The 22,244-nt window shown below is 60.1% G+C and carries 20 protein-coding genes; 10 read left to right on the forward strand and 10 right to left on the reverse strand.

Annotation, left to right across the window (positions count from 1 at the left end; translation table 11 throughout):
* Positions 1-21 precede the first annotated feature (21 nt).
* A complete protein-coding gene (locus AACY25_RS00930; RefSeq protein ID WP_339521967.1) occupies positions 22-1,182 on the reverse strand; it encodes an aminotransferase-like domain-containing protein in 1,161 nt (386 codons plus the stop codon).
* Positions 1,183-1,263: 81 nt separating this feature from the next.
* On the opposite strand from AACY25_RS00930, the gene AACY25_RS00935 reads away from it, so the two are divergent.
* The 3 genes from AACY25_RS00935 (at position 1,264) to AACY25_RS00945 (ending at position 3,673) form a co-directional block, all read left to right on the forward strand.
* Entirely contained in the window at positions 1,264-1,695 is a 432-nt protein-coding gene (locus tag AACY25_RS00935) for a MarR family winged helix-turn-helix transcriptional regulator (protein WP_339521968.1), read from the forward strand.
* Between the two features lie 170 nt (positions 1,696-1,865).
* Entirely contained in the window at positions 1,866-2,477 is a 612-nt protein-coding gene (locus AACY25_RS00940) for a LysE family translocator (RefSeq protein WP_339521969.1), read from the forward strand.
* Positions 2,477-3,673 carry a benzoate/H(+) symporter BenE family transporter gene (locus AACY25_RS00945; protein WP_339521970.1) on the forward strand — a complete coding sequence of 399 codons (1,197 nt, stop codon included), beginning with the start codon at positions 2,477-2,479 and terminating at the stop codon, positions 3,671-3,673. The genes AACY25_RS00940 and AACY25_RS00945 overlap by 1 nt, the downstream gene beginning before the upstream one ends.
* A gap of 193 nt (positions 3,674-3,866) precedes the next feature.
* On the opposite strand, the gene AACY25_RS00950 is transcribed toward AACY25_RS00945, so the two are convergent.
* Positions 3,867-4,943 (reverse strand): 3-deoxy-7-phosphoheptulonate synthase, encoded by a 1,077-nt coding sequence (locus tag AACY25_RS00950; RefSeq protein ID WP_339521971.1) that lies wholly within the window; start codon positions 4,941-4,943, stop codon positions 3,867-3,869.
* 292 nt (positions 4,944-5,235) lie between these two features.
* Positions 5,236-5,655: a PilZ domain-containing protein gene (locus AACY25_RS00955; protein ID WP_275961496.1), complete on the reverse strand. Its 420-nt coding sequence runs from the start codon at positions 5,653-5,655 to the stop codon at positions 5,236-5,238.
* A 49-nt stretch (positions 5,656-5,704) separates the two neighbouring features.
* On the opposite strand from AACY25_RS00955, the gene AACY25_RS00960 reads away from it, so the two are divergent.
* The 5 genes from AACY25_RS00960 (at position 5,705) to cysB (ending at position 9,644) form a co-directional block, all read left to right on the forward strand.
* On the forward strand, positions 5,705-6,040 hold the full coding sequence (locus tag AACY25_RS00960) for a thioredoxin (protein ID WP_339521973.1): 336 nt from the start codon (positions 5,705-5,707) through the stop codon (positions 6,038-6,040).
* Complete coding sequence (locus AACY25_RS00965; protein WP_339521974.1) at positions 6,040-6,987, forward strand: putative 2-dehydropantoate 2-reductase; 948 nt, start codon at positions 6,040-6,042, stop codon at positions 6,985-6,987. Before AACY25_RS00960 ends, AACY25_RS00965 begins: the two co-directional genes overlap by 1 nt.
* 9 nt (positions 6,988-6,996) lie before the next feature.
* On the forward strand, positions 6,997-7,902 hold the full coding sequence (locus tag AACY25_RS00970; protein ID WP_339521975.1) for a 5'-nucleotidase: 906 nt from the start codon (positions 6,997-6,999) through the stop codon (positions 7,900-7,902).
* A 153-nt stretch (positions 7,903-8,055) separates the two neighbouring features.
* The gene (locus tag AACY25_RS00975) at positions 8,056-8,556 is read left to right on the forward strand and encodes a universal stress protein (RefSeq protein ID WP_305591754.1); all 501 of its coding nucleotides are present in this window, start codon (positions 8,056-8,058) and stop codon (positions 8,554-8,556) included.
* A 113-nt stretch (positions 8,557-8,669) separates the two neighbouring features.
* A complete protein-coding gene (gene cysB / locus AACY25_RS00980) occupies positions 8,670-9,644 on the forward strand; it encodes an HTH-type transcriptional regulator CysB (RefSeq protein WP_339521979.1) in 975 nt (324 codons plus the stop codon).
* 61 nt (positions 9,645-9,705) lie between these two features.
* Here the strand turns inward: cysB and AACY25_RS00985 are convergent, their stop codons facing one another.
* Entirely contained in the window at positions 9,706-10,590 is an 885-nt protein-coding gene (locus AACY25_RS00985) for a bile acid:sodium symporter family protein (RefSeq protein WP_339521981.1), read from the reverse strand.
* A 144-nt stretch (positions 10,591-10,734) separates the two neighbouring features.
* Positions 10,735-11,496, reverse strand: coding sequence for an SDR family oxidoreductase (locus AACY25_RS00990; RefSeq protein ID WP_339521983.1), 762 nt, complete (start codon positions 11,494-11,496; stop codon positions 10,735-10,737).
* 224 nt (positions 11,497-11,720) lie between these two features.
* On the opposite strand from AACY25_RS00990, the gene AACY25_RS00995 reads away from it, so the two are divergent.
* Positions 11,721-12,728, forward strand: coding sequence for an NADP-dependent oxidoreductase (locus tag AACY25_RS00995; protein ID WP_339521984.1), 1,008 nt, complete (start codon positions 11,721-11,723; stop codon positions 12,726-12,728).
* 92 nt (positions 12,729-12,820) lie between these two features.
* Here the strand turns inward: AACY25_RS00995 and AACY25_RS01000 are convergent, their stop codons facing one another.
* The 5 genes from AACY25_RS01000 to AACY25_RS01020 all read right to left on the reverse strand — a co-directional run bounded on the left by AACY25_RS01000 (position 12,821) and on the right by AACY25_RS01020 (position 19,595).
* Positions 12,821-15,889 (reverse strand): efflux RND transporter permease subunit, encoded by a 3,069-nt coding sequence (locus tag AACY25_RS01000; RefSeq protein ID WP_339521985.1) that lies wholly within the window; start codon positions 15,887-15,889, stop codon positions 12,821-12,823.
* Positions 15,886-16,917, reverse strand: a complete 1,032-nt coding sequence (locus AACY25_RS01005; protein WP_339521986.1) for an efflux RND transporter periplasmic adaptor subunit — start codon at positions 16,915-16,917, stop codon at positions 15,886-15,888. The genes AACY25_RS01000 and AACY25_RS01005 overlap by 4 nt, the downstream gene beginning before the upstream one ends.
* Positions 16,918-17,005: 88 nt before the next feature.
* Positions 17,006-17,785, reverse strand: a complete 780-nt coding sequence (locus AACY25_RS01010) for an ABC transporter permease (protein ID WP_339523778.1) — start codon at positions 17,783-17,785, stop codon at positions 17,006-17,008.
* An 11-nt stretch (positions 17,786-17,796) separates the two neighbouring features.
* Positions 17,797-18,729 (reverse strand): ABC transporter ATP-binding protein, encoded by a 933-nt coding sequence (locus AACY25_RS01015; protein WP_339521987.1) that lies wholly within the window; start codon positions 18,727-18,729, stop codon positions 17,797-17,799.
* Between the two features lie 206 nt (positions 18,730-18,935).
* The gene (locus tag AACY25_RS01020; protein WP_339523779.1) at positions 18,936-19,595 is read right to left on the reverse strand and encodes a transglutaminase-like domain-containing protein; all 660 of its coding nucleotides are present in this window, start codon (positions 19,593-19,595) and stop codon (positions 18,936-18,938) included.
* A gap of 152 nt (positions 19,596-19,747) precedes the next feature.
* Here AACY25_RS01020 and AACY25_RS01025 point away from each other — a divergent pair, with 152 nt between their 5' ends.
* A complete protein-coding gene (locus tag AACY25_RS01025; protein WP_339521989.1) occupies positions 19,748-22,195 on the forward strand; it encodes an acyl-CoA dehydrogenase in 2,448 nt (815 codons plus the stop codon).
* The last annotated feature ends 49 nt before the right edge of the window (positions 22,196-22,244 follow it).

Consider the following 22,244-nt stretch of genomic DNA (forward strand, 5'->3'; position numbering starts at 1 on the left):
CCCAAATATGTCTGAAACCACTCAGCTGCTTGCTTGCGCCTGACGAATCACCTCGGCCAGACGCTTGAGGCCTTCGCTCAAACGCTCAGGTGCGACGTGGCTGAAGTTAAGCCGCAAATGACCGGGGTTGGCGTCCGGGTCGACAAAGAACGGCTCGCCCGGCATAAACGCCACGTTCTGCGCCAGCGCCGGCGCCAGCAGCGTGCGAGTGTCCAGCGGCTGTTTGAGGGTCAGCCAGAAGAACAGCCCGCCCTGGGGAACCTGCCAGTCGGCCAGATCGCTAAAGTGCTCTTCCAGCACCGCCTGCATGGCATCGCGGCGGATGCGATAAAAATCGCGCAGCTCGGCCAAGTGGCCACGGTATTTCTCGCTGCCCAGCCACTGCAGCGCCTGCCACTGGCCAATGCGGTTGGTGTGTAAATCCGCCGATTGCTTGAGGCGTAGCAGGTAGGGGAACAGGTCCGGCGTGGCGATCAGGTAGCCAACGCGCAGGCCCGGCAGCAGGGTTTTCGACACAGTACCGGTGTAGATCCAGCTGGCCTTCTGCAGGCGGCTGACAATCGGCGTGGCGCTGCCTGCGTCGAACACTAGCTCGCGGTAAGGTTCGTCTTCGATCAGAGTCACGCCAAACTCGTCGAGCAGCGCCGCCACGGCGTCACGCTTGGCTTCGCTGTAGCGCACCGCCGACGGGTTCTGGAAGGTTGGGATCAGGTAGGCGAAGGCCGGCTTGTGGTTTTCCAAGCGCTGACGCAAAGCATCAATCTGCGGGCCATCGGCTTCCTGCGGTACGGCGATGCAGTCAGCACCGAACAGCTGAAACGCTTGCAGTGCAGCCAAGTAAGTCGGCGCTTCGAGCAGCACTTCGGTGCCCGGATCGATAAACAGTTTGCTGGCCAGATCGAGCGTCTGCTGCGAGCCGCTGACGATCAGCACCTGGCTGGCGTCGCAAGGTACTCCGAGGGCGCGTGCTTCGGCAGCAATCGCCTCACGCAGCGCCGGCTCACCTTCACTCATGCCATATTGACCCATGCTTGCGGGCATTTCAGCCCACTCAACCTTTGGCAGCATCGGTTCAGCGGGCAAGCCACCGGCGAAGGACATGACTTCCGGACGCTGCGCCGCGGCGAGGATTTCACGGATCAAGGAGCTTTTCAGGCGGGCAACACGTTCGGAGAAGGCCATGGATACACCGGTAGCAAAGGCAAATAAAAATAGGTCAAACTGTTTGACCGAAACTACGACGACCCATACGGATACGTCAATATGCCTGACCTAAAAAACCCGGCCATTCAGCAGACCGCCATGGAAGCCTTCTTCTTTGGCTACCAGGCGTTTACCGCCAAGGCCGATGAGATACTGGCGCGCCGCGGCCTGTCGCGGGTACATCACCGCATCCTGTTCTTTATCGCCAAGTACCCAGGGCTGAGCATGAAAGAACTGCTCGCTTACCTGGGCGTGAGCAAGCAGGCGTTGAGCACCCCGCTGCGTCAGCTGCTGGAAATGGACTTGGTGCAAAGCCTGACCGCTGAGGACGACAAGCGAAAACGCCTGCTCGGCTTTACTGCCGAAGGTGCAAAGCTGGAACAGGCCCTGCGCCGTGAACAGGCCAAGCTGCTGCAGCGGGCCTTTGGTGAAGTGGGTGACGACGCAGTACAGGGCTGGCTCATGGTCAACCAGGCACTGGCTGGGCGCTGAAGCGCTCTCGACCGACCATTAGAGCCGACTGTACTGTTATTTCAGAGAAACTGTATTGGTCTTTTCCAAGAACACTTTAAAACTGTTACGTCCATTGCCAGCGTCGCTGTACCGCGACGGCCTGCCCATCTCCCCCTAGGCTGATCAGCACTGCCCCTGAGTGCTGCGCCATGACCACCGAACTGCTGCTCGCCTTTATCGCCTTCGCCTTTGTCACCTCGGTGACGCCGGGGCCGAACAATATGATGCTGCTCGCCAGCGGAGTTAACTTCGGGCTGCGCCGCAGCCTGCCGCATATGTTCGGCATCAGCCTGGGCTTTATGCTGCTGGTGGCCTCGGTCGGCCTCGGTCTTGGCCAGTTGTTCGAGCAGGTACCGCTGCTGTACAACGTGCTGCGCTATCTGGGCGCAGCCTACCTGCTGTACCTGGCCTGGAAGATTGCCGGCTCTGGTGCGCCGCAGGATGGCGGAAAGCCGGTGGGCAAGCCGTTTACCTTTCTGCAGGCAGCTGCCTTTCAGTGGGTTAACCCGAAAGCCTGGATCATGGCCATCGGCGCCATCACCACCTACACCCCGCAGGAAAACTTCGTGGTCAATGTGCTGCTGATCGCGGCGCTGTTCGCTTTGGTCAATTGCCCTAGCGTCGGCCTGTGGACGGTGGCTGGCAGCCTGCTGCGCAACTGGCTGAGCAACGCACGCGCCCTGCGCGTGTTCAATATCGGCATGGCCCTGCTGCTGGTAGCCTCGCTGTACCCCATCTTCGCCGATACCGGACTGCTCTGATGCACGACCTGCCGCAAGCCCGCCTAAGGCCGCTGGCCGACACGTCGACCTCGGCAGTAGTCGCCGGGTTTATCGCCATGCTCACTGGCTACACCAGCTCGCTGGTGCTGATGTTCCAGGCTGGCCAGGCCGCCGGGTTGACTAGCGGACAGATTTCATCCTGGATCTGGGCGCTGTCGATTGGCATGGCGCTCTGCTGCATCGGCCTGTCGCTGCGCTACCGCGCGCCGATCATGATCGCCTGGTCCACCCCCGGCGCGGCGCTGTTGATCACCAGCCTTCCCGGTGTTCCGTTCAGCGAAGCCATTGGTGCCTACATCTTCGCCTCCGGCCTGATCGTGCTGATCGGCCTAACCGGCACCTTCGACCGCCTGATGCGCCGCATCCCCGCCTCCATCGCCGCGGCGCTGCTGGCCGGTGTGCTGTTCAAGATCGGCCTGGAAATCTGCGTGGCCGCCGAACAGCAGCCGCTGCTGGTGGTGGCGATGCTGGTCGCCTACCTGCTGGGCAAACGCCTGTTGCCCCGCTATGCCGTGCTCGCCGCCTTGATCGTCGGCAGCGTGCTGGCCGGGGTCTTCGGTCTGCTCAACTTTGAACACTTCGAGCTGCAACTGGCCGTGCCGGAATGGACCACACCGAGCTTCTCCCTGGCAGCAACGATCAGCATCGGTATTCCGCTGTTTATCGTCGCCATGGCCTCGCAGAACTTGCCGGGCATGGCTGTGCTGCGCGCCAATGGTTATGACGTGCCGGCCAGCCCGTTGCTCACCACCACCGGACTGACTTCGATGCTGCTGGCTCCGTTCGGCAGCCACGGCATCCATATGGCGGCCATCAGCGCAGCGATCTGCGCCGGCCCGGAAGCTCATGAAGACCCGAAAAAACGCTACACCGCTGCCATCTGGTGCGGAGTGTTCTACGGCATCGCCGGCATCTTCGGCGCAACCCTGGCCGCGCTGTTTGCTGCTCTACCGAAAGCCCTGATCCTGTCCATCGCCGCGCTGGCGCTGTTCGCCTCAATCATCGGCGGCCTGACCCAAGCCATGAGCGAACCGAAAGAACGCGAAGCGGCGCTGATCACCTTTCTGGTAACCGCCTCGGGCATGACCCTGTTCTCGGTGGGCTCGGCGTTCTGGGGGATTGTTGCGGGGCTCTTGACCTTGGCGATTCTAAATTGGGGTAAGCAGGACGTTTGAGTGATGGGTATCGCTGCGCTCAACCCATCCTACGAACTGCGGGCTAGCTGGACAGCAGGCAATAAAAAATCGTCTGGAACGATTTTTAACCTCGCGAAGCGACGGCCCGAAGGGTGACCGCCATGGATGGCAGGTCATAAAAAACGGGCTTATGCATCACGCATAAGCCCGTTTTTTGTCACAGCTGGCGAAATCAGCCGCGCTGACGCTTAGGCAGCACATCCTTGAGCTTGGCGTGCATGCCGCGCAGGGTTTTCTCGGTGCTTTCCCAATCAATGCAGGCATCGGTGATCGACACGCCGTACTTGAGCTGGCTCAAGTCCTTGGGAATTGACTGCGCGCCCCAGCCCAGGTGGCTTTCCACCATCAGGCCGACGATCGACTGGTTGCCTTCCAGAATCTGGTTGGCGACGTTATCCATCACCAGCGGTTGCAGGGCCGGGTCCTTGTTGGAGTTGGCGTGGCTGCAATCGACCATGATGTTCGGGCGTATGCCAGCTTTGGTCAGTTCCTGCTCACAAACGGCAACACTCACCGAATCGTAGTTCGGCTTGCCGTTGCCACCGCGCAGCACCACGTGGCCGTAGGCATTGCCCTTGGTGGTAACGATGGACACGCCACCTTCCTGGTTGATACCGAGGAAACGGTGCGGGCTGGAGACCGACTGCAGGGCGTTGATCGCCACAGTCAGGCCGCCATCGGTGCCGTTCTTGAAGCCCACAGCCGAGGACAGGCCGGAAGCCATTTCACGGTGGGTTTGCGATTCGGTAGTGCGCGCGCCGATGGCCGACCAGCTGATCAGATCCTGCAGGTACTGCGGGGAAATCGGGTCGAGGGCTTCAGTGGCAGTCGGCAGGCCCATTTCAGCCAGGTCACGCAGCAACTGGCGACCGATATGCAGACCGTCCTGAATCTTGAACGAGTCATCCATAAACGGATCGTTGATCAGGCCTTTCCAGCCGACGGTGGTACGCGGCTTCTCGAAATACACGCGCATAACCAGATACAGACTGTCCGATACCTCGGCAGCCAGCGCCTTGAGACGCTCGGCATACTCGTGGGCGGCCTTGATATCGTGGATCGAGCACGGCCCGACCACCACGAACAGGCGATGATCCTTGCCATCGAGAATATTGCGGATCACCTCACGACCACTGGCAACCGTGCGCAAGGCAGCATCGGTCAGCGGAATTTCACGCTTGAGCTGGGCCGGGGTTATCAGGGTGTCGTTGGAAGCAACGTTCAGGTCATCAATCGGTAAATCAGCCATCGTGCTATTCATCAGTCAGAGTCATCAGGTCACGGGTGCCGGCCGCCAGCGATCCCCGTGTGGCGGAGCACAGCAATATGAGCACAGCGGGGAAGCCGAACCTTAGCGCGTATAGGCCTGGCTCGACAATGGGCTTGGCAGGTCGCCGAAAAACTACCTGCGTTGGCAATACTGCGTTAAAAACGGCCTCGGAATGCTCATTTACAACAGTAAACTCCGCTTCCTCGGCCGTTTTTGCCTTGTCTTGCCTGCCTCGCCTACGTTTTTCAACGACCTGCAGGCGGGGCAATCACTAATTCAGGCTGGCGCGGGAGAACTCGGCGGCATGCTGGCTGATCCACTCCTGTGCGACCACCTCGACCGGTAGGCTGCAGCCCAGCTCCTGCTCGCGTTGATGGCGATAATGTTCTATCTGGCAGACCTGCTCGACCATGCGCGCGCGAAACAGCGTGTCTTCATCGACAAAGGCGATACCCACCAGGTATTTGCCCTCTTGCTTGCGGCACCAAGCCACCAGACCTGGGTAACGCGCATGCTCGCCGAACAGCGGAATACGCAGTTCGATGGCGGTACCACGGCGAAAAGCGCGGTTGGAGTTGCAAGCCACACCGCCGAGGCTGATATTGTTGAGCCGCTCTTTGGGTACAAATGCCTGTTTGCGCAGCACTAATTCAACCGGCATATCACTGGGATGACGCAGAAAGTGACGCATCTATGACTACCTCGGATGCCATCAATTTGATACCACATTGGCCAGTATAGTGACTGAACTGGAACTGACCGATTTAGATGCAGATCGCCATCTACTCGACTTGCCTGGCATTTCACTGCTGATATTTACCAGCATAGGTTGTGCCAGTTGCCGTTGGGCGCGGCGTGAGCTGCCTAATTTGCCCCTGCCGATACAGCGCCTTGCCTGGGTAGATGCGGCCAACAGTGGCGGTTTAGTGACGCGTTATGAGGCATTTCATCTACCCGCGTTGTTCGTGGTTCAGGATGGCCAATTTTATGGCGCACTGCAGAGCAGCCTGCAGCCCGCCGCACTTAGTCAGGCGTTGGACACTGCCCTGTCGCGCCCCGCAGAGGAATTACCCTGATGAATGCAGCACCGCGTATCGGCATTATCGGCTCCGGCGCGATTGGCGGTTTTTATGGCCTGATGCTGGCCCGCGCCGGCTTTGATGTGCACTTTCTGCTGCGCAGCGAATTCGCCGCAGTCGCCAGCAAGGGCTTGCAGGTCAACAGTGCAGTGCACGGCAACCTGCACCTACAACCGGTGCAGGCGTACCAGTCAGTTGCCGATATGCCTCAGTGCGACTGGCTGCTGATCGGTGCCAAGACCACCAGCAACGCCGAACTGTCCCCACTGATCAGCCAGGCCGCCGCGCCCGGCGCCAAGGTGGTGTTGATGCAGAACGGCCTGGCGGTGGAAGACGAACTGCGCCCGCTACTGCCGGACTCGCTGCACCTGCTGGGTGGCCTTTGCTATATCTGCGCCCATCGCAGCGCTCCGGGAGTGGTCGAGCATCAGGCGCTGGGCAGCGTCAACCTGGGCTATCACTCAGGTCCGGCAAACGATGCCGAGAGCCGTCAGCAGATCCTCGAACAAGGCAGCGCGCTGTTCCAGGCTGCAGGGCTGGACTCCACCGCCATGGCCGAACTGAACCAGGCGCGCTGGCAGAAGCTGGTGTGGAACGTGCCCTATAACGGCCTGGCCGTGCTGCTGGACAGCGCCACCACGGCGCTGATGGGCAACGCCGATAGCCGTGCACTGATCGAAGCGATCATGCAGGAAGTGGTGGAAGCCGCCGGCGCCTGCGGCTATCAGTTGCCCGCAGGCTTTGCCGGCAAACTGCTGGCGGCCACCGATCGCATGCCGGATTACCTACCGAGCATGTACCACGACTTTGCCCTGCAGCGCCCACTGGAACTGCACGCCATCTATGCCGCACCACTGGCCGCTGCGGCCCAGGCCGGCTGTGCGATGCCGCGCACCGAGATGCTCTATCAGACCCTGCGGTTCCTCGAACAACGCGCGCAATAGGACACAGCCATGAGCAAGGGATTAGGCGACAAACTGGTGCTGGCGATCTCCTCGCGGGCGCTGTTCGACCTGCGCGACAGCCACCAGATCTATGAAAGCCAGGGCGTCGAGGCCTATCGCCAATACCAGATCGAGCATGAGGATGAGATCCTCCCCCCTGGCGATGCCTTCCCCTTGGTGGAAAAACTCCTGGCGCTGAACTCCGCCCTCAAGCAGCAGCGGGTCGAGGTTATTCTGGTCTCGCGCAACAGTGCCGACACCGGCCTGCGCGCGTTCAATTCGATTCAGCACTACGGCCTGGGCATCTCCCGCGCGGCCTTTGTCGGCGGGCGCAGTCCCGATCCTTATCTGGCCGCCTTCGGCTGCCACCTGTTTCTCTCCACCCATGCCGAAGATGTGCGCAGTGCGCTGCGGGCCGGCTTCGGTGCGGCGACCATTCTCTCCGGCGGCGCTCGGCGGGCGGCAAGCAATGAGCTGCGCATCGCCTTCGACGGTGATGCCGTGCTGTTCTCGGATGAGTCCGAGCGGGTCTATCAACAGGCCGGCCTGGAAGCCTTCCAGAGCCACGAGCGCCAGTCAGCCCGCGAGCTGCTCGGCGGCGGCCCGTTCAAGCCGTTCCTCGCCGCCCTGCACCGTCTGCAACAGGAATTTCCCGAAGAGCAGTGCCCGATTCGCACGGCGCTGGTTACCGCGCGCTCGGCCCCGGCCCATGAGCGGGTGATTCGCACGCTGCGCGAGTGGAACATCCGCCTGGATGAGTCGTTTTTCCTCGGCGGCCTGGAAAAGGCCGCGATTCTGGAGACCTTCGGCGCCGACGTATTCTTCGACGATCAGACCGGCCACTGCGAAAAAGCCAACAAGGTCGTGCCAACCGGTCATGTACCTCACGGCATCAGCAACGAGCCGCATATCTAACCCCCCCGCGCGAGGGTGTTCAAACGCCCTCGCCGCTCACATTTCGTCACCCGCGATATAGCCATTCGTCCTCAGAGTTTCGGCTTTCTTGACTTATCAATGGCGCTGCTAAGCTCAGATCAGGCCCGCCAGTCAGGCAGTCAAGGAGGCCGCATGATTCGCTCGATTCTCTATGCCACTGATCTTGGCCTGTACGCCCCCTACATCCTGCAACACGCCCTGGCGCTGACCCGTTCCTTCAATGCCAGCCTGTATGTGGTGCACGCGGTAGAGCCCATGGGCCTGTTTGCCGAGTCGGTATTGCAAACCTATCTAGATGAAGAGCGGCTCAAAGACCTGCGCACCAATGGCCTAAGTACGGTGATGGCGAGCATCGAGCAGCGGGTGCTGGAGGGCTTTCGCGATGAGATAGGCGAAGCCCTGCATGATCTGGAGCTGATCAAGGCGGTGCGCGTGGTACAGGGCGATCCGCCGCTGGTGATACTCGATGAAGCGCAGCAACTCGGCGTGGATTTGCTGGTCCTAGGTAGCCACAGCCACGGCACGGATATGGACATTCCGCTGGGGCGTACCGCGTCGCGCTTGGTGCAATTGTCCGAAGTGCCGGTGTACCTAGTGCCGATGCTGCAGCATCGCAGCCGCGGTGATCTTTAGAAGAAGCGCAGCACATTTCTATTTTTGGTCTAGATTTAATGCTTCAATCATCATTATGGTTATATAAAACGCCGGTAACCTGAACGGCTGTCTTTTTGCTTTGAGGGATTTTTATGAAGCTTCAGCAACTGCGCTACATCTGGGAAGTCGCGCATCACGACCTCAACGTTTCTGCCACGGCACAAAGCCTCTACACCTCGCAGCCCGGCATCAGCAAACAGATCCGCCTACTTGAAGACGAACTGGGGGTTGAAGTATTCGCCCGCAGCGGTAAACACCTGACCCGCATCACCCCAGCTGGCGAGCGCATCATCAACACCGCCGGGGAAATCCTGCGCAAGGTCGAAAGCATCAAGCAGATCGCCCAGGAATTCTCCAATGAGAAGAAAGGCACCCTGTCCATCGCCACCACCCACACCCAGGCGCGCTATGCCCTGCCGCCGGTTATCAGTGCGTTTATCAAGCAATACCCGGACGTGGCCCTGCATATGCACCAGGGAACACCGATGCAGATCGCCGAAATGGCTGCTGATGGCACCGTTGATTTCGCCATCGCCACCGAAGGTCTGGAGCTGTTCAACGACCTGATCATGATGCCCTGCTACCGCTGGAACCGCTGTGTAGTGGTGCCCCAGGGCCATCCGCTGACCAAGCTGCCAAAGCTAACCCTGGAAGCCCTGGCCGAATACTCCATCGTCACCTACGTGTTCGGCTTTACCGGTCGCTCCAAACTCGACGAGGCCTTCAGCCATCGCGGCCTGACGCCAAAAGTGGTGTTTACCGCCGCCGACGCTGACGTGATCAAGACTTACGTACGCCTGGGTCTGGGCGTGGGCATCGTGGCCAAGATGGCGGTTGATGCCAAACTAGATCCGGACCTGGTGGTGCTGGATGCCGGCGAGCTGTTCGAAGCCAGCGTGACCAAGATCGGCTTCCGTCGTGGCACCTTCCTGCGCGGTTTTATGTGCGACTTTATCGAGAAATTCGCCCCGCACCTGACCCGCGACATGATGGCCAAAGCCGTGCAGTGCCATAGCAAGATTGAACTGGAAGAGCTGTTCGAAGGCGTGGAACTGCCGCTGCACTGAGCCAACCAGCAGACATAAAAAAGCCCGTCCAAGTGACGGGCTTTTTTATGTCAGTCAGCTCCTACTCAGTGGCTTTCAATTCTTTGCCATGGGCAAAGTTGACCCACCAGCCAAAGGCCCCAGCGGTAAAAAACATGATGATGCTGTAGATCGCTGCCGGGATGGACATCGTAGCGTTGTTCAGCAGCATCGGGCTCAGCGCCAGGGCAATCGCCAGAGTGCCGTTATGAATGCCGATTTCCATACCGATGGCAATCGACTGACGCAGGCTCAACTTGCACAGACGCGGCACCCAATAGCCCACCGCCAGGCTGATCAGATTGAAGGCCAACGCCGCCCCGCCGACCAGGGGCGCGTAATCGACAAAGGTCTGCCAATCCTTGACCACCGCCAGAATGATGATAATCAGCAGAAACAGTGCGGAGATGATCTTCACCGGCTTTTCCATGCGTGCGGCAAAATCAGGGAAGCGGCTGCGTATCCAGATACCGATGGCCACCGGCCCAAGCACGATGACAAACACCTGCACCACCTTGGTGAACTGCAACGGCAGAGCCTGATCGCCTTCCATAAAGTAGGCCAACGACAGGTTGACGATCAGCGGCATGGTCAGCACCGCGATCACTGAATTCACCGCCGTCAGGGTGATATTCAGCGCCACGTCGCCATGGGCCAGATGGCTGTAGAGATTGGCTGTGGTGCCGCCCGGTGAAGCCGCCAATAGCATCAGGCCAACTGCCAGCGCGGGGGCCAGACCAAAGGCCTTGGCCAGAAAGAAACATACCAGCGGTAGCAGCAACAGCTGGCAAGCCAGGCCGATCAGTACCGGCTTGGGGAACTTCACTACCCGGGCAAAATCCGCCAGGGTCAGCGACAAGCCCAGGCCGAGCATGATGATGCCCAGAGCAATAGGTAGGAACAGAGTTAGTAACGGATCAGCTGTCACGGCTTTTACTCCTTGATCAAAGCGCTGAGCGATCTTGAACAGCGGCGAAGAACACTGCAGTGACTTTAGTGGCCAATCGTGTGAAAGAAATGGCGAGGTATAAAAAAAGCGCCCATCTGGGCGCTTTTTAATTGCCGAATGAAATCAGATGGCTGTAGCGCCGCCATCTACCGCCAGCGCCTGGCCGGTGGTGAAGGCCGCATTGTCGCAGCACAGGTAGAGTACGGCGGTGGCGATTTCCTCGACCTTGCCGATACGTCCGACCGGGTGCATAGCGGCGGCGAATTCGCCCTTCTTCGGATCGGCTTCATAGGCGCGGCGGAACATATCGGTGTCGATCACTGCCGGGCACACCGCGTTGACCCGTACCTTCTTCTTCGCATATTCGACCGCTGCCGATTTGGTCAGGCCGATCACCGCATGCTTGGACGCGGCATAGATGCTCATCTTCGGCGCGGCGCCAAGACCGGCAATCGAGGCTGTGTTGACGATCGCGCCGCCGCCCTGCGCCAGTAACAGCGGAATCTGGTGCTTCATGCACAGCCAAACGCCTTTGACGTTGACGCCCATGATGGCGTCGTACTCGGCCTCAGTACCTTCGGCCAGCTTGCCCTTCTCGATCTCGATGCCGGCATTATTGAAGGCGTAGTCCAGACGGCCATAGGCGCCCAGTGTGCGCTCCATCAGCACCTTGACCTCTGCATCGCGGGTTACGTCGCAGCGCACAAACAGCGCGTCACCACCGGCTTCACGTATCAGCGCGACAGTTGTTTCGCCGCCCGCCACATCAACGTCGGACACCACCACTTGCAGGCCTTCGTTGGCGAACGCCAGTGCCGTGGCACGACCAATACCCGCTGCACCACCGGTGACCAGGGCAACCCGGCCGGAAAAGCTCAAGCTCATCTGCGTGTCCTCGCAAGGATTAGAAACTGCGCTGAGTCTAATCAGCTCCCCAGTCCCAAGGCAGCACTATCAAACTGCTGGTGATGGCTTCATCCAAACGAGTGATTAACACCCCAGGTCAACGATCATCCGGATGGATTAGTCACCATTCGTCCCACGGGCAAATCTTGCTGATTACGCCACTAAGGGCTATCAACAGTCTTTCCGTTCAGTGAGTACCCGCCATGACTGCCCCACTCAATCGTCAGTTCCTGCTTGCCCAACGCCCGGTCGGCCTGCCCAGCCGTGAGACTTTCAGCTACGTAGAAACCAGCGTCGGCGAACCCGGCCCTGGGCAAATCCTGGTAAAGAACGCCTACCTGTCACTGGACCCGGCCATGCGCGGCTGGATGAACGATGCCAAATCCTATATCCCGCCGGTCGGCATTGGCGAAGTGATGCGTGCACTCGGCGTGGGTGACGTGGTGGCCTCTCAGCACCCGGACTTCGCCGTGGGTGACCATGTAAACGGCGCGCTCGGCGTGCAGGATTATTTCCTCGGCGAGCCCAAAGGCTTCTACAAGGTCGATCCCAAGCGCGCGCCGCTGCCGTTGTACCTGTCCGCCCTGGGCATGACCGGCATGACCGCCTACTTCGCCCTGCTTGATGTCGGCGCGCCGCAAGCCGGTGAAACCGTGGTGATTTCCGGTGCGGCCGGCGCAGTGGGCAGCATTGCCGGGCAGATCGCCAAGCTCAAGGGCTGCCGCGTGGTCGGCATCGCCGGCGGCGCAGACAAGTGCAAGTTCCTGATTGATGAGCTGGGCTTCGACGGTGCCATCGACTACAAGAGCGAGGACGTGATTGCCGGCCTCAAACGCGAATGCCCAAAAGGCGTAAACGTGTATTTCGACAACGTCGGTGGCGACATTCTCGATGCCGTACTGACCCGCCTGGCCTTCAAGGCACGGGTAATCATCTGCGGCGCGATCAGCCAGTACAACAACAAGCAGGCCGTCAAAGGTCCCGCCAACTACCTGAATCTGCTGGTCAACAGCGCGCGCATGGAAGGCATGGTGGTGATGACCTACGCCCCGCGCTTCGGCGAAGCCGCGGCGGAGATGGGCGGTTGGCTGGCCAGCGGCAAATTGAAATCCAAGGAAGATATCGTCAGCGGCCTGAACACCTTTCCGGAAACTCTGCTGAAACTGTTTAGCGGCGAGAACTTCGGCAAGCTAGTGCTGAAAGTCGAGTAACTGAGGCACGTAGGAGCGGGCCATGCCCGCGATTTTTTAGCCCGCGACTCAGCTATTTCGCGGGCATGGCCCGCTCCCACGAAAATCAGACTTTACGCTACCGCCATTGCCTCACTTTCCTGCTTTATCGGCCGCCAGCGGCGCAGCAGCATATACAGCGTCGGGATCACAAAGAGGGTGAAGAAGGTGCCGACCAACAGGCCGCCGACAATCACCATGCCGATCTGCTGACGGCTTTCCGCACCCGCGCCGGTGGCAATCGCCAATGGCAGTGAGCCCAGCACCATCGCCCCGGTGGTCATCAGAATCGGTCGCAGGCGCTGCACCGACGCCTCTATCACCGCACCACGCAGTTCATGGCCCTGACGCAACAGCACATTGGCGAACTCGACGATCAGGATGCCGTGCTTGGTAATCAGGCCGATCAGCGTCACCAGGCCGATTTGCGAGTAGATATTCAAGGTGCCGCCAAACAACGTCAGCGCCAGTAAGGCCCCAGCCATCGACAGCGGCACGCTGAACAGGATGATCAGCGGGTCGGTAAAGCTCTCGAACTGCGCCGCCAGCACCAGGAAGATAAACGCCAGGGCCAGGGCGAAGATCAGCGCAATGCCGGCGCTGGACTCCTTGAAGTCCCGCGAAGTGCCGGTGTAGTCGTACTGGGTCTCGGCCGGGAACACTGTGCGCGCCGTACTTTCCAGATGCGCCAGGGCTTCGCCCAGGGTGTAACCGGAGCCGACGTTGGCACTGACCGTGACCGCACGCAGCTGGTTGAAATGGTTGAGCTCGCGCGGCGCGACGGTCTCGCGCACCTCGATCAGGTTGGACAGCTGCACCATACTCTCATCGCGGCCACGCACATAGACGCGATCCAGGTCCTGCGGGTTGCTGCGGTCCACGCCCTGCAACTGCACGAGCACATCGTACTGCTCGCCGTTCTGCTTGAAGCGCGTCACCTGGCGGCTGCCAAACAGGCTCTCCAAACTACGGCCAATGGTTGCCACATCAGTACCCACCGCCACCGCCTGCTCGCGATTGACCGCGACTTTCAGCTGCGGCGCATTGAGTTTGAGGTCGCTGTCCAGGCTTTCCAGCCCCGGATAATCGCGCAACGCGTTGAGCAATTCGTCGACATAACCCTGCAGCTCGGCGTACTCCATGGACGAGCGAATCACGAAGTTCACCGGTTGGTTACGTGCGCTCTGCCCCAGCGGCGGCCGGTTGACCGGGAAGGCTCGAACTCCGGCGATATCCTGCAGTTTTGGCAGCAGTTCGTTGCGAATCTCGAACTGGCTGCGCGAACGGTCGGCCCAGTCCTCCAGCTTCATAAAGGAAATGCCCTGGGCCACCGTCGGGAAGCCAGCGATGACCATATAGCGGTTGGTCTCGGGGATGCTGGCGTAAGCGGCTTCGATCTCACGGGCATAACGCCCTGTGTAATTGATGGTGGCGCCATCCGGGCCGTTGAACACGCCGATAATGGTGCCGGTATCCTCGGTCGGTGCCAGCTCGGATTTCAATCCGGAGAACAGCAGCACACAAGCCACCACCGTGAGCAATAGCATGCCCACCACCAGCACCCAGGCACTCAGCGCCTTGGCCAGTAGGTGTTTGTAGCTGTAGGTCAGGCCGTTGAGAAAGTCCTCGATCAGGTTGTACACCCGGTTGTGCCGTTCGCCGGCCTGATGCGGCTTGAGCAGCAGCGCGCACATCATCGGCGTCAGGGTCAGGGCAACAAAACCGGACACCAGCACTGCGCCGGCCAGGGTCCAGGCGAACTCGGTAAACAGCTTGCCCGTGGTGCCCTGCATAAAACCGATGGGGGCGAATACTGCGGCCAGGGTCAGGGTCATGGCGATTACCGCAAAGGCGATCTCGCGGCTGCCCTTGAGCGCCGCTTGCAGCGGTTGCATGCCCTCCTCGATATGCCGATGGATGTTCTCCAGCATGACGATGGCGTCGTCCACCACCAGGCCGATGGCCAACACCATGGCCAGCAGCGTCAGGGTGTTGATGGTGAAGCCCATCAGCGACATGAGAGCAAATGCGCCGATCAGCGACACAGGAATGGTCACCAGCGGAATGAGGGTAGCGCGCAGCGAACGCAGGAAGATAAAGATGATCAGGATGACCAGCCCCACCGCTTCCCAGATGGTGATAAACACGTTGTCGATCGACTCGCGGATAAACAGCGAGTTGTCATTGGCCACCGCCATCTGCATGCCTTCGGGCAACAGCGCCCGCACATCGGGCAAAGCCGCCGCCAGGCCATCAGAGATGTCCAGCGGGTTGGCAGTGGCCTGTTTGATCATGCCCATCGACACGGCTGGCTGGCCCTTGTAACGGACGATACTGCGCTCATCCGCAGCGCCGATTTCGGCATAGCCAACATCGGCCAGACGCAACAGATAACCGCGTGAGTCATCGAGGATCAGCTGGTTGAACTGCTCCGGGGTGTTCATATCGGTTTCCGAGAGCACGGTAAATTCACGTTGCTGCGACTCGATACGTCCAGCCGGAATTTCCACGTTCTGCCGGCGCAGAGCATCTTCCACGTCCTGCACGGTAAGGTTATGCGCGGCGAGCTTCTCCGGGTCCAGCCAGATGCGCATGGCAAAGGTACGCGCGCCGCGAATCTGCACTTCGGAGACGCCGGGAATGGTTTGCAGGCGATCCTTGATCACCCGCTCCAGCACATCGGTGATCTCCATGGCGCTGTAGCGTTCGCTGTAGAAAGCCAGCCAGATCACCGGCTGGGCATCGGCCTCGACCTTCTGCACGATGGGTTCGCTGATTTCATCGGGCAGCAGGCCGCGCACTCGGCCCAGCCGGTCGCGCACATCGTTGGCGGCCTCATCGGAGTTGCTGCCCAGGCGGAACTGCGCGGTGATCTGGGTGTTTTCCGAACGGCTGATGGAGCTGACGAAATCCAGGCCTTCGATACCCGAGAGCACATCCTCGATCGGCTGGGCAACCTGGGACTCCATGATCTCCGGGCTGGCGCCCGGGTAGGTGACGTTGACCGTGACAATCGGCACGTCGATATTCGGATATTCGCGCACGGCCAGGCGGTCATAGGCCATCAAGCCAAGCAGCACCACAATCAGCGACAGAACAGTGGCAAACACCGGCCGACGGATGCAGATATCCGACAGGGTCATGGCGTTTGCTCCGCCACCTTGGTGCGTACCGATGCGCCGGCTCTGACCTTCTGCCAGCCGGCACTGATCAGGGTTTCATCACCTTGCAGGCCTTCAATTACCTCAACCTTGCCGGCCATGCGCTTACCCAGTTTGACCTCGCGCAACTCGACTTTGCCATCGACCACCAGATTGACCAGCAGCTGCTCGCCTACCGGCATGATGGCTTCCTCTGGAAGCACCAGGGCATTCGGCCGCTCCGCGAGAATGACCGACACCCGTACAAATTGCCCCGGGCTCAAACGGCCATCGCTGTTACTGATATGCGCGCGAATCGCCTGGCTGCGCCCTGCTTCGTCCAGGCGCGGGTTGATGGCGAAAATCTCGCCGGTGAAGCGCTCGCCGGGATAGGCATCCAGGCTGATCTCGATGACCTGCTTAAGACGGATCTGACTGACGGCTTTTTGCGGAATGCGGAAATCCACCTTGAGCGGATCCAGCACTTCCAGATTGACGATGTCTTGGCCTTCGCTGAGGTAATCGCCAGGGCTGACCTGACGCAGGCCGAGCACACCGTCGTAGGGGGCGAGAATGCGGGTCTTGTCCAAGCGCGCCTGGGACAAGGCCAGGCTGGCCCGCGAGGCCTGCTGCTGGGCACTGGCTTCATCCAGCGCCTGGGCATTGCTGGCGCCACGCTTGAACAGCATCTGCGCGCGCTGAAAGTTCTTTTCCGCCAGATTCAGGTTGGCCTGCGCCTGGGCAAATTCGGCACGAGCAATGGAATCATCCAGGCTAACCAGCAGCGCACCCGCTTCGACGCGCTGGCCTTCGCGAAAATGCAGCTGCGCCACCCGGCCGGCGATTTCTGGACGGATCATCACCGACTCGTCGGGGCGCAGCGAGCCGAAGGTCACCAGTTCGTCGCGCACCAAGCTCCGCTCAGCCTTAACCACCTCGACCAGCGGCCCTTCATTGGCGTGCGTTTGCACACTAACAAGCGAGCACAGCAGAAAGACCGTACCGACAAAAGCAGGTGCGCGGGCAAACATATACAACCCCTAATTCTTTGTAGAGGCCGAGTCTAACGGCCGAGCCGTACAAATCAGCCGTTAAAACTGTTTCCCGGTATTAGCACTGCTATTGGCGCATACCACGACCGCTTACCAGCAGGCGAATACACACGCCATACAGCACCGCGGTGGCAACCAGCATAAAACCGATGGCCACGCCGATGCGGATATCAGACACCCCGAGGATGCCGTAACGGAAGGCATTGACCATATGCAGCACCGGGTTGGCCAGCGACACCGTCTGCCAGAACTGCGGCAGCAGGCTGATCGAATAGAACACTCCGCCCAGGTAGGTCAAAGGCGTCAGCACAAAGGTCGGGATAATCGAAATATCATCGAAGTTGCGTGCGAACACCGCGTTGATAAAACCGCCCAGAGAGAAGATGGTCGCGGTCAGCAGCACCACCAGCACCGTGACACCGAGGTGGTGCACCTGCAGATGGGTGAAGAACAGCGACAGCAGGGTGACGATAAAACCCACCGCCAGCCCGCGCAGTACGCCGCCCACCACGTAGCCGGTGAGGATGATATGCGGCGACACCGGCGAGACCATCAGCTCCTCGATGGAGCGCTGGAACTTACTACCAAAGAAGCTCGACACTACGTTGCCGTAAGAGTTGGTGATCACCGACATCATGATCAATCCCGGCACGATGTACTCCATATAACTGAAGCCACCCATATCGCCGATCTGGCTGCCGATCAGGTTGCCGAAGATCACGAAGTACAAAACCATGGTGATCGCTGGCGGCAACAAGGTCTGCGGCCAGATACGGGTAAAGCGGCGGATCTCGCGGTAAACAATGGTGCGCAGCGCCACCATGTTGGCGGTGAATTCGGAGTTCAGATAAGCCGTGCTCATACCGCCACCTTCGCCAGGTTCTTCTCGACCAGGGAGACGAACAACTCCTCCAGGCGATTGGTCTTATTACGCAAGCTGAGCACCTCGATATTCTGCCGGGCTAACTGGTGGAAGAGTTCGGTGATGCCCTGGCTCTTGTCGACCTGCACCTCCAGGGTGTGATGGTCGAGCAGTTGCGCCGGGTAACCGATCAGCTGCGGCGGCACCAACAGGGACTCCTTGAGATCGAGCAGAAAGGTCTCCACATGCAGGGTCTTCAACAGCGTCTTCATACTGGTGTTTTCGACGATGCGGCCGTGGTCGATGATGCCGATATTGCGGCACAGCTGTTCGGCTTCTTCGAGGTAGTGAGTAGTCAGGATGATGGTGATGCCCTGCTGATTCAGCTCGGTGAGAAAGCTCCACATCGAGCGGCGCAGTTCGATATCAACCCCGGCAGTCGGCTCATCAAGAATCAACAAGCGCGGCTGATGCACCAGGGCGCGAGCGATCATCAGACGCCGCTTCATGCCGCCGGACAATTCGCGCGACGGCACATCATGCTTGCCCCACAGGCCGAGCTGATTGAGGTACTGCTCGGCGCGCTCCTTGGCGATTTTTGCCGGGATGCCGTAGTAACCGGCCTGGGTCACGACAATGTCGAAGGCCTTCTCGAACTGGTTAAAGTTGAATTCCTGCGGCACAACACCCAGACAGCGTTTAAGCGCCGACGGTTGTTTATCGAGGTCGTGCCCGAACACATTCACCGTGCCGCTGCTTTTGGTAACGAGAGTCGAGAGGATGCCGATGGTGGTGGACTTGCCGGCACCGTTGGGGCCGAGCAAGGCGAAGAAATCGCCTTCAGCCACATCCAGGTCGATGCCGTGCAGCGCCTGGAAGCCGTTGCCATAAGTCTTGGTCAACTGGCGAATGGACAGAGCAGTACTCATAAAAATGTGCACACCTGATCAGATAAAAAATTCGAGAGAGGCTGCGCCATGCAGCGCGATCTGGCCCAAGTCTAGCGTCTGGAACATCGCCACCACAGTCTCTTCGCGCAAAACTGCCGCCCCCACGGCTGGGCAGCAGCCTACCAGCGCCGAGCGCAGATTAAACCTGGCAGTATCCGATGGTGCTTATCAGCCCGGTCGATACATCAACCAGAGACGGCCTCAGCGGCGAAGTCGCCACTGATCGACAGCGCATCCTCGGCAAACAAATGAGGGTAACAGGCGGCCAAATGGTCGAAGAACAGCTGCTCGGGCACATCAGCAAACTGACCGTGATCGTGCAGGTACTCCATATAGCGCTCGCCCTGCTGATTGAACGGATGGAATACGCTGTCGCTCAGGCCATCAAACTCCAACGGCGCCACCTTGAATACCCGGCACAGCGCGAGGTTAAACGCCGGCGTGGCCTTGACCCAGCGACCATCAAGGAACAACTCGGTGTAGCCATGCATGGCGAATACTTCACTGCGCAGCATCTCAAGCAAGCGCGGCGTTGCCAGATGGTTACGAACATCGGCCAGGCCGATGCGTGCCGGTATACCGCAATGCCGGGCACAGGCGGCAAGCAAGGTGGCCTTGGGCACGCAGTAACTCTCGCCCGCCTGCAACGCGTGGCTGGCTTTCAGCGTTTCGGCGTCACGACTGAATACGTAGGGGTTGTAGCGAATTTCATCACGTACGGCATAGTACAGTTGGATGGCCTGTTCACGCGGGTCGCGGCTGGCCCCGCGAAACCTTTCTGCGAACTCAACCAGCGCTGGATGGTCACTATCGATGAAGCGGCCGGGCTCAAGGTATTCACGCATCAGGGTTTCTCCACGATTGAGAAACCAGTCTAACGACGGGAGTCCGGCCAATGTCACGACGATTCGGCCAAGCTCACCGCTCTTGTCGCCATCAATGGCGACTACGCTCATGATGGTGCTTACACACGCATTGTCATCATGGAGGATTCTGCATGCTCGCTCTCTGGTTACTCGCCCTGCTGTTTGGCACGGCCTTTCTTGCCCATCGGCGTACCGCTCCCCTGCCCGCCTTGGGCATAGTGGCTGGTTTTCTGATTCTGATGGGCGTGTTCAGTCACGCGCCTGACTGGCTCATGCTCGTGCTCTGGTTGTTACTGCTGGCCGTGGCCCTGCCACTGCTGCTGCCGCAACAACGCCGCAAACTGTTCACTGCGCCACTATTTACATGGTTCAAGCGGACATTGCCGCCAATGTCGGCCACCGAACGCGATGCCATCGAAGCCGGCACGGTGTGGTGGGATGGTGAGTTGTTTAGCGGCCGCCCCGACTGGGACACCCTGCTGGCCTACCCCAAGGCGCAACTGAGCGAGGAAGAACAGGCGTTTATCGACGGCCCCACCGAAGCACTCTGCGCCATGGTCAGTGACTGGCAGATCGGCCAGCAGATGGACCTGCCCGCCGAGGCCTGGGCACATATCAAGAGCCACGGTTTCTTCGCCCTGATCATCCCCAAGCAATACGGTGGCAAGGGCTTTTCCGCCTACGCCCACTCCCAGGTGGCGATGAAGCTGGCCACCCGCTCAGGCGACCTGGCCTCCACCGTGATGGTGCCCAATTCCTTGGGTCCTGCCGAACTGCTGCTGCACTACGGCACCGACGCCCAGCGCGACCACTACCTGCCGCGCCTGGCGCGCGGTGAAGACATCCCCTGCTTCGCCCTCACCGGCCCACTGGCGGGATCTGACGCCGGCGCCATGCCGGATACCGGAATCATCTGCAAGGGTCAGTGGCAAGGCGAGGAAGTCATCGGCCTGCGCCTGAACTGGGAAAAACGCTATATCACCCTTGGCCCAGTCGCTACCCTGCTCGGCCTGGCCTTCAAGGCCTACGACCCTGAACATCTTTTGGGCGAAGAGGAAGACCTTGGTATCAGCCTGGCCCTGGTGCCTACAGAAACGCCTGGCGTCGAGATCGGCCGTCGCCACCTGCCACTTGGCGCCGCCTTTATGAACGGTCCGAACTCCGGCAAGGATGTGTTTATCCCCCTGGAATATCTGATTGGCGGTCAGGAGATGCTCGGCAAGGGCTGGATGATGCTGATGAACTGCCTGTCCGTGGGCCGCTCCATCTCCCTACCAGCAGTCGGCACGGGCGCGGCCAAATTCACCAGCCTGACCACCGGCCAATACAGTCAGATCCGCGAGCAGTTTAATGTGCCGCTGTCCGCGTTCGAAGGCATTCAGGAAGCCCTGGCGCGCATCGGCGGCAACGCCTGGCTGATGGACAGCGCACGCATCCTCACTGCCAATGCGGTGGACCTGGGAGAGAAGCCCTCGGTGCTCTCGGCCATCCTTAAGTACCACCTGACCGAACGCGGCCGTGAGTGCATCAGCCACGCCATGGACGTGCACGGCGGCAAAGGCATCGTGATGGGCCCCAACAACTACCTGGCCCGCTCCTGGCAGGGCGCGCCGATCTTTATCACCGTGGAGGGGGCCAATATCCTCTCGCGCAACCTGATGATATTTGGCCAGGGCGCGATTCGCTGCCACCCCTATGTACTCAAGGAAATGGCCCTGGCGGCACGCGAAGACCACGACCAGGCGCTGCAGGAATTCGATGAACTGCTGCTGCAACATATCGGCTTTGCCGTCAGCAACGCCGCCAGCAGCCTGCTGCTCAGTCTCGGCTTTGGCGTTTTCGGTCAGGTGCCGGGCGACCGTATCAGCCGCCCCTACTTCCGCGCGCTCAACCGCCTGGCGGCGTCCTTTGCCCTGCTTGCTGATACCAGCATGATGCTGCTTGGCGGCGAATTGAAACGTCGCGAGCGTTTATCAGCGCGCCTGGGTGATGTACTCAGCCACCTTTACCTGGCCTCCGCTGCGCTCAAGCGCTACCACGACCTTGGCTACCCAGAACATTCGCAGCCCATGCTGTGCTGGGCCGTGGAAGAAAGCCTGGGCAAGGCCGAACAGGCGCTGGAAGAGCTGCTCGTTAACTTCCCCAACAAACTGCTCGGCTGCGCCCTGCGCCTGCTGGTATTGCCGCTGGGCCGCCGCCACAAAGGCCCAAGTGATGAGCTGGACGCCGAAGTGGCTGGCATTATCGGCCGCAACAGCGGCGACCCGGCGCTGGAGGAGTTGCTCGAAGGCTGCTATCGCCCGCACGCCGAACAGGACTCGGTGGGGGCACTGCAATATGCAATGAACCTGCTGCAAGACGTACAAGGCCCGCAGAAAAAACTGCACAAAGCCGTCAAAGCCGGTCAGGTACAGGAATTACCCGGGCAAAGCCTGATTGATTCCGCACTGGCCGCTGGTGTACTCAGTGCCGATGAAGCGCACAGCCTGCATCAGGCCGAAGCAGCGCGGCGCGTGGTGATCGATGTCGATGACTTTGCCAAGGAGGAGTTAACACTCAGCACCGGCAAGGTCCGCTAAGCAGGCAAACGGGACAGCGGGCGACGCGAGCCTTATACTTGCGCGCCCG

Origin of the sequence: Pseudomonas sp. EA_35y_Pfl2_R111 (assembly GCF_963970955.1) — a bacterium.
Classification (GTDB): domain Bacteria; phylum Pseudomonadota; class Gammaproteobacteria; order Pseudomonadales; family Pseudomonadaceae; genus Aquipseudomonas.

Excerpts from the sequence above, each read along its gene's own strand:
- AACY25_RS00950 (WP_339521971.1), bottom strand. The coding sequence starts at position 4,943 with ATGGCTGATTTACCGATTGATGACCTGAACGTTGCTTCCAACGACACC.
- AACY25_RS00945 (WP_339521970.1), top strand. The coding sequence starts at position 2,477 with ATGCACGACCTGCCGCAAGCCCGCCTAAGGCCGCTGGCCGACACGTCG.
- AACY25_RS01015 (WP_339521987.1), bottom strand. The coding sequence starts at position 18,729 with ATGAGTACTGCTCTGTCCATTCGCCAGTTGACCAAGACTTATGGCAAC.
- AACY25_RS01005 (WP_339521986.1), bottom strand. The coding sequence starts at position 16,917 with ATGTTTGCCCGCGCACCTGCTTTTGTCGGTACGGTCTTTCTGCTGTGC.
- AACY25_RS00975 (WP_305591754.1), top strand. The coding sequence starts at position 8,056 with ATGATTCGCTCGATTCTCTATGCCACTGATCTTGGCCTGTACGCCCCC.
- AACY25_RS00930 (WP_339521967.1), bottom strand. The coding sequence starts at position 1,182 with ATGGCCTTCTCCGAACGTGTTGCCCGCCTGAAAAGCTCCTTGATCCGT.
- cysB (WP_339521979.1), top strand. The coding sequence starts at position 8,670 with ATGAAGCTTCAGCAACTGCGCTACATCTGGGAAGTCGCGCATCACGAC.
- AACY25_RS00970 (WP_339521975.1), top strand. The coding sequence starts at position 6,997 with ATGAGCAAGGGATTAGGCGACAAACTGGTGCTGGCGATCTCCTCGCGG.
- AACY25_RS00935 (WP_339521968.1), top strand. The coding sequence starts at position 1,264 with ATGCCTGACCTAAAAAACCCGGCCATTCAGCAGACCGCCATGGAAGCC.
- AACY25_RS00940 (WP_339521969.1), top strand. The coding sequence starts at position 1,866 with ATGACCACCGAACTGCTGCTCGCCTTTATCGCCTTCGCCTTTGTCACC.
- AACY25_RS00965 (WP_339521974.1), top strand. The coding sequence starts at position 6,040 with ATGAATGCAGCACCGCGTATCGGCATTATCGGCTCCGGCGCGATTGGC.
- AACY25_RS00995 (WP_339521984.1), top strand. The coding sequence starts at position 11,721 with ATGACTGCCCCACTCAATCGTCAGTTCCTGCTTGCCCAACGCCCGGTC.
- AACY25_RS01025 (WP_339521989.1), top strand. The coding sequence starts at position 19,748 with ATGCTCGCTCTCTGGTTACTCGCCCTGCTGTTTGGCACGGCCTTTCTT.
- AACY25_RS00990 (WP_339521983.1), bottom strand. The coding sequence starts at position 11,496 with ATGAGCTTGAGCTTTTCCGGCCGGGTTGCCCTGGTCACCGGTGGTGCA.
- AACY25_RS00955 (WP_275961496.1), bottom strand. The coding sequence starts at position 5,655 with ATGCGTCACTTTCTGCGTCATCCCAGTGATATGCCGGTTGAATTAGTG.
- AACY25_RS01000 (WP_339521985.1), bottom strand. The coding sequence starts at position 15,889 with ATGACCCTGTCGGATATCTGCATCCGTCGGCCGGTGTTTGCCACTGTT.
- AACY25_RS01020 (WP_339523779.1), bottom strand. The coding sequence starts at position 19,595 with ATGCGTGAATACCTTGAGCCCGGCCGCTTCATCGATAGTGACCATCCA.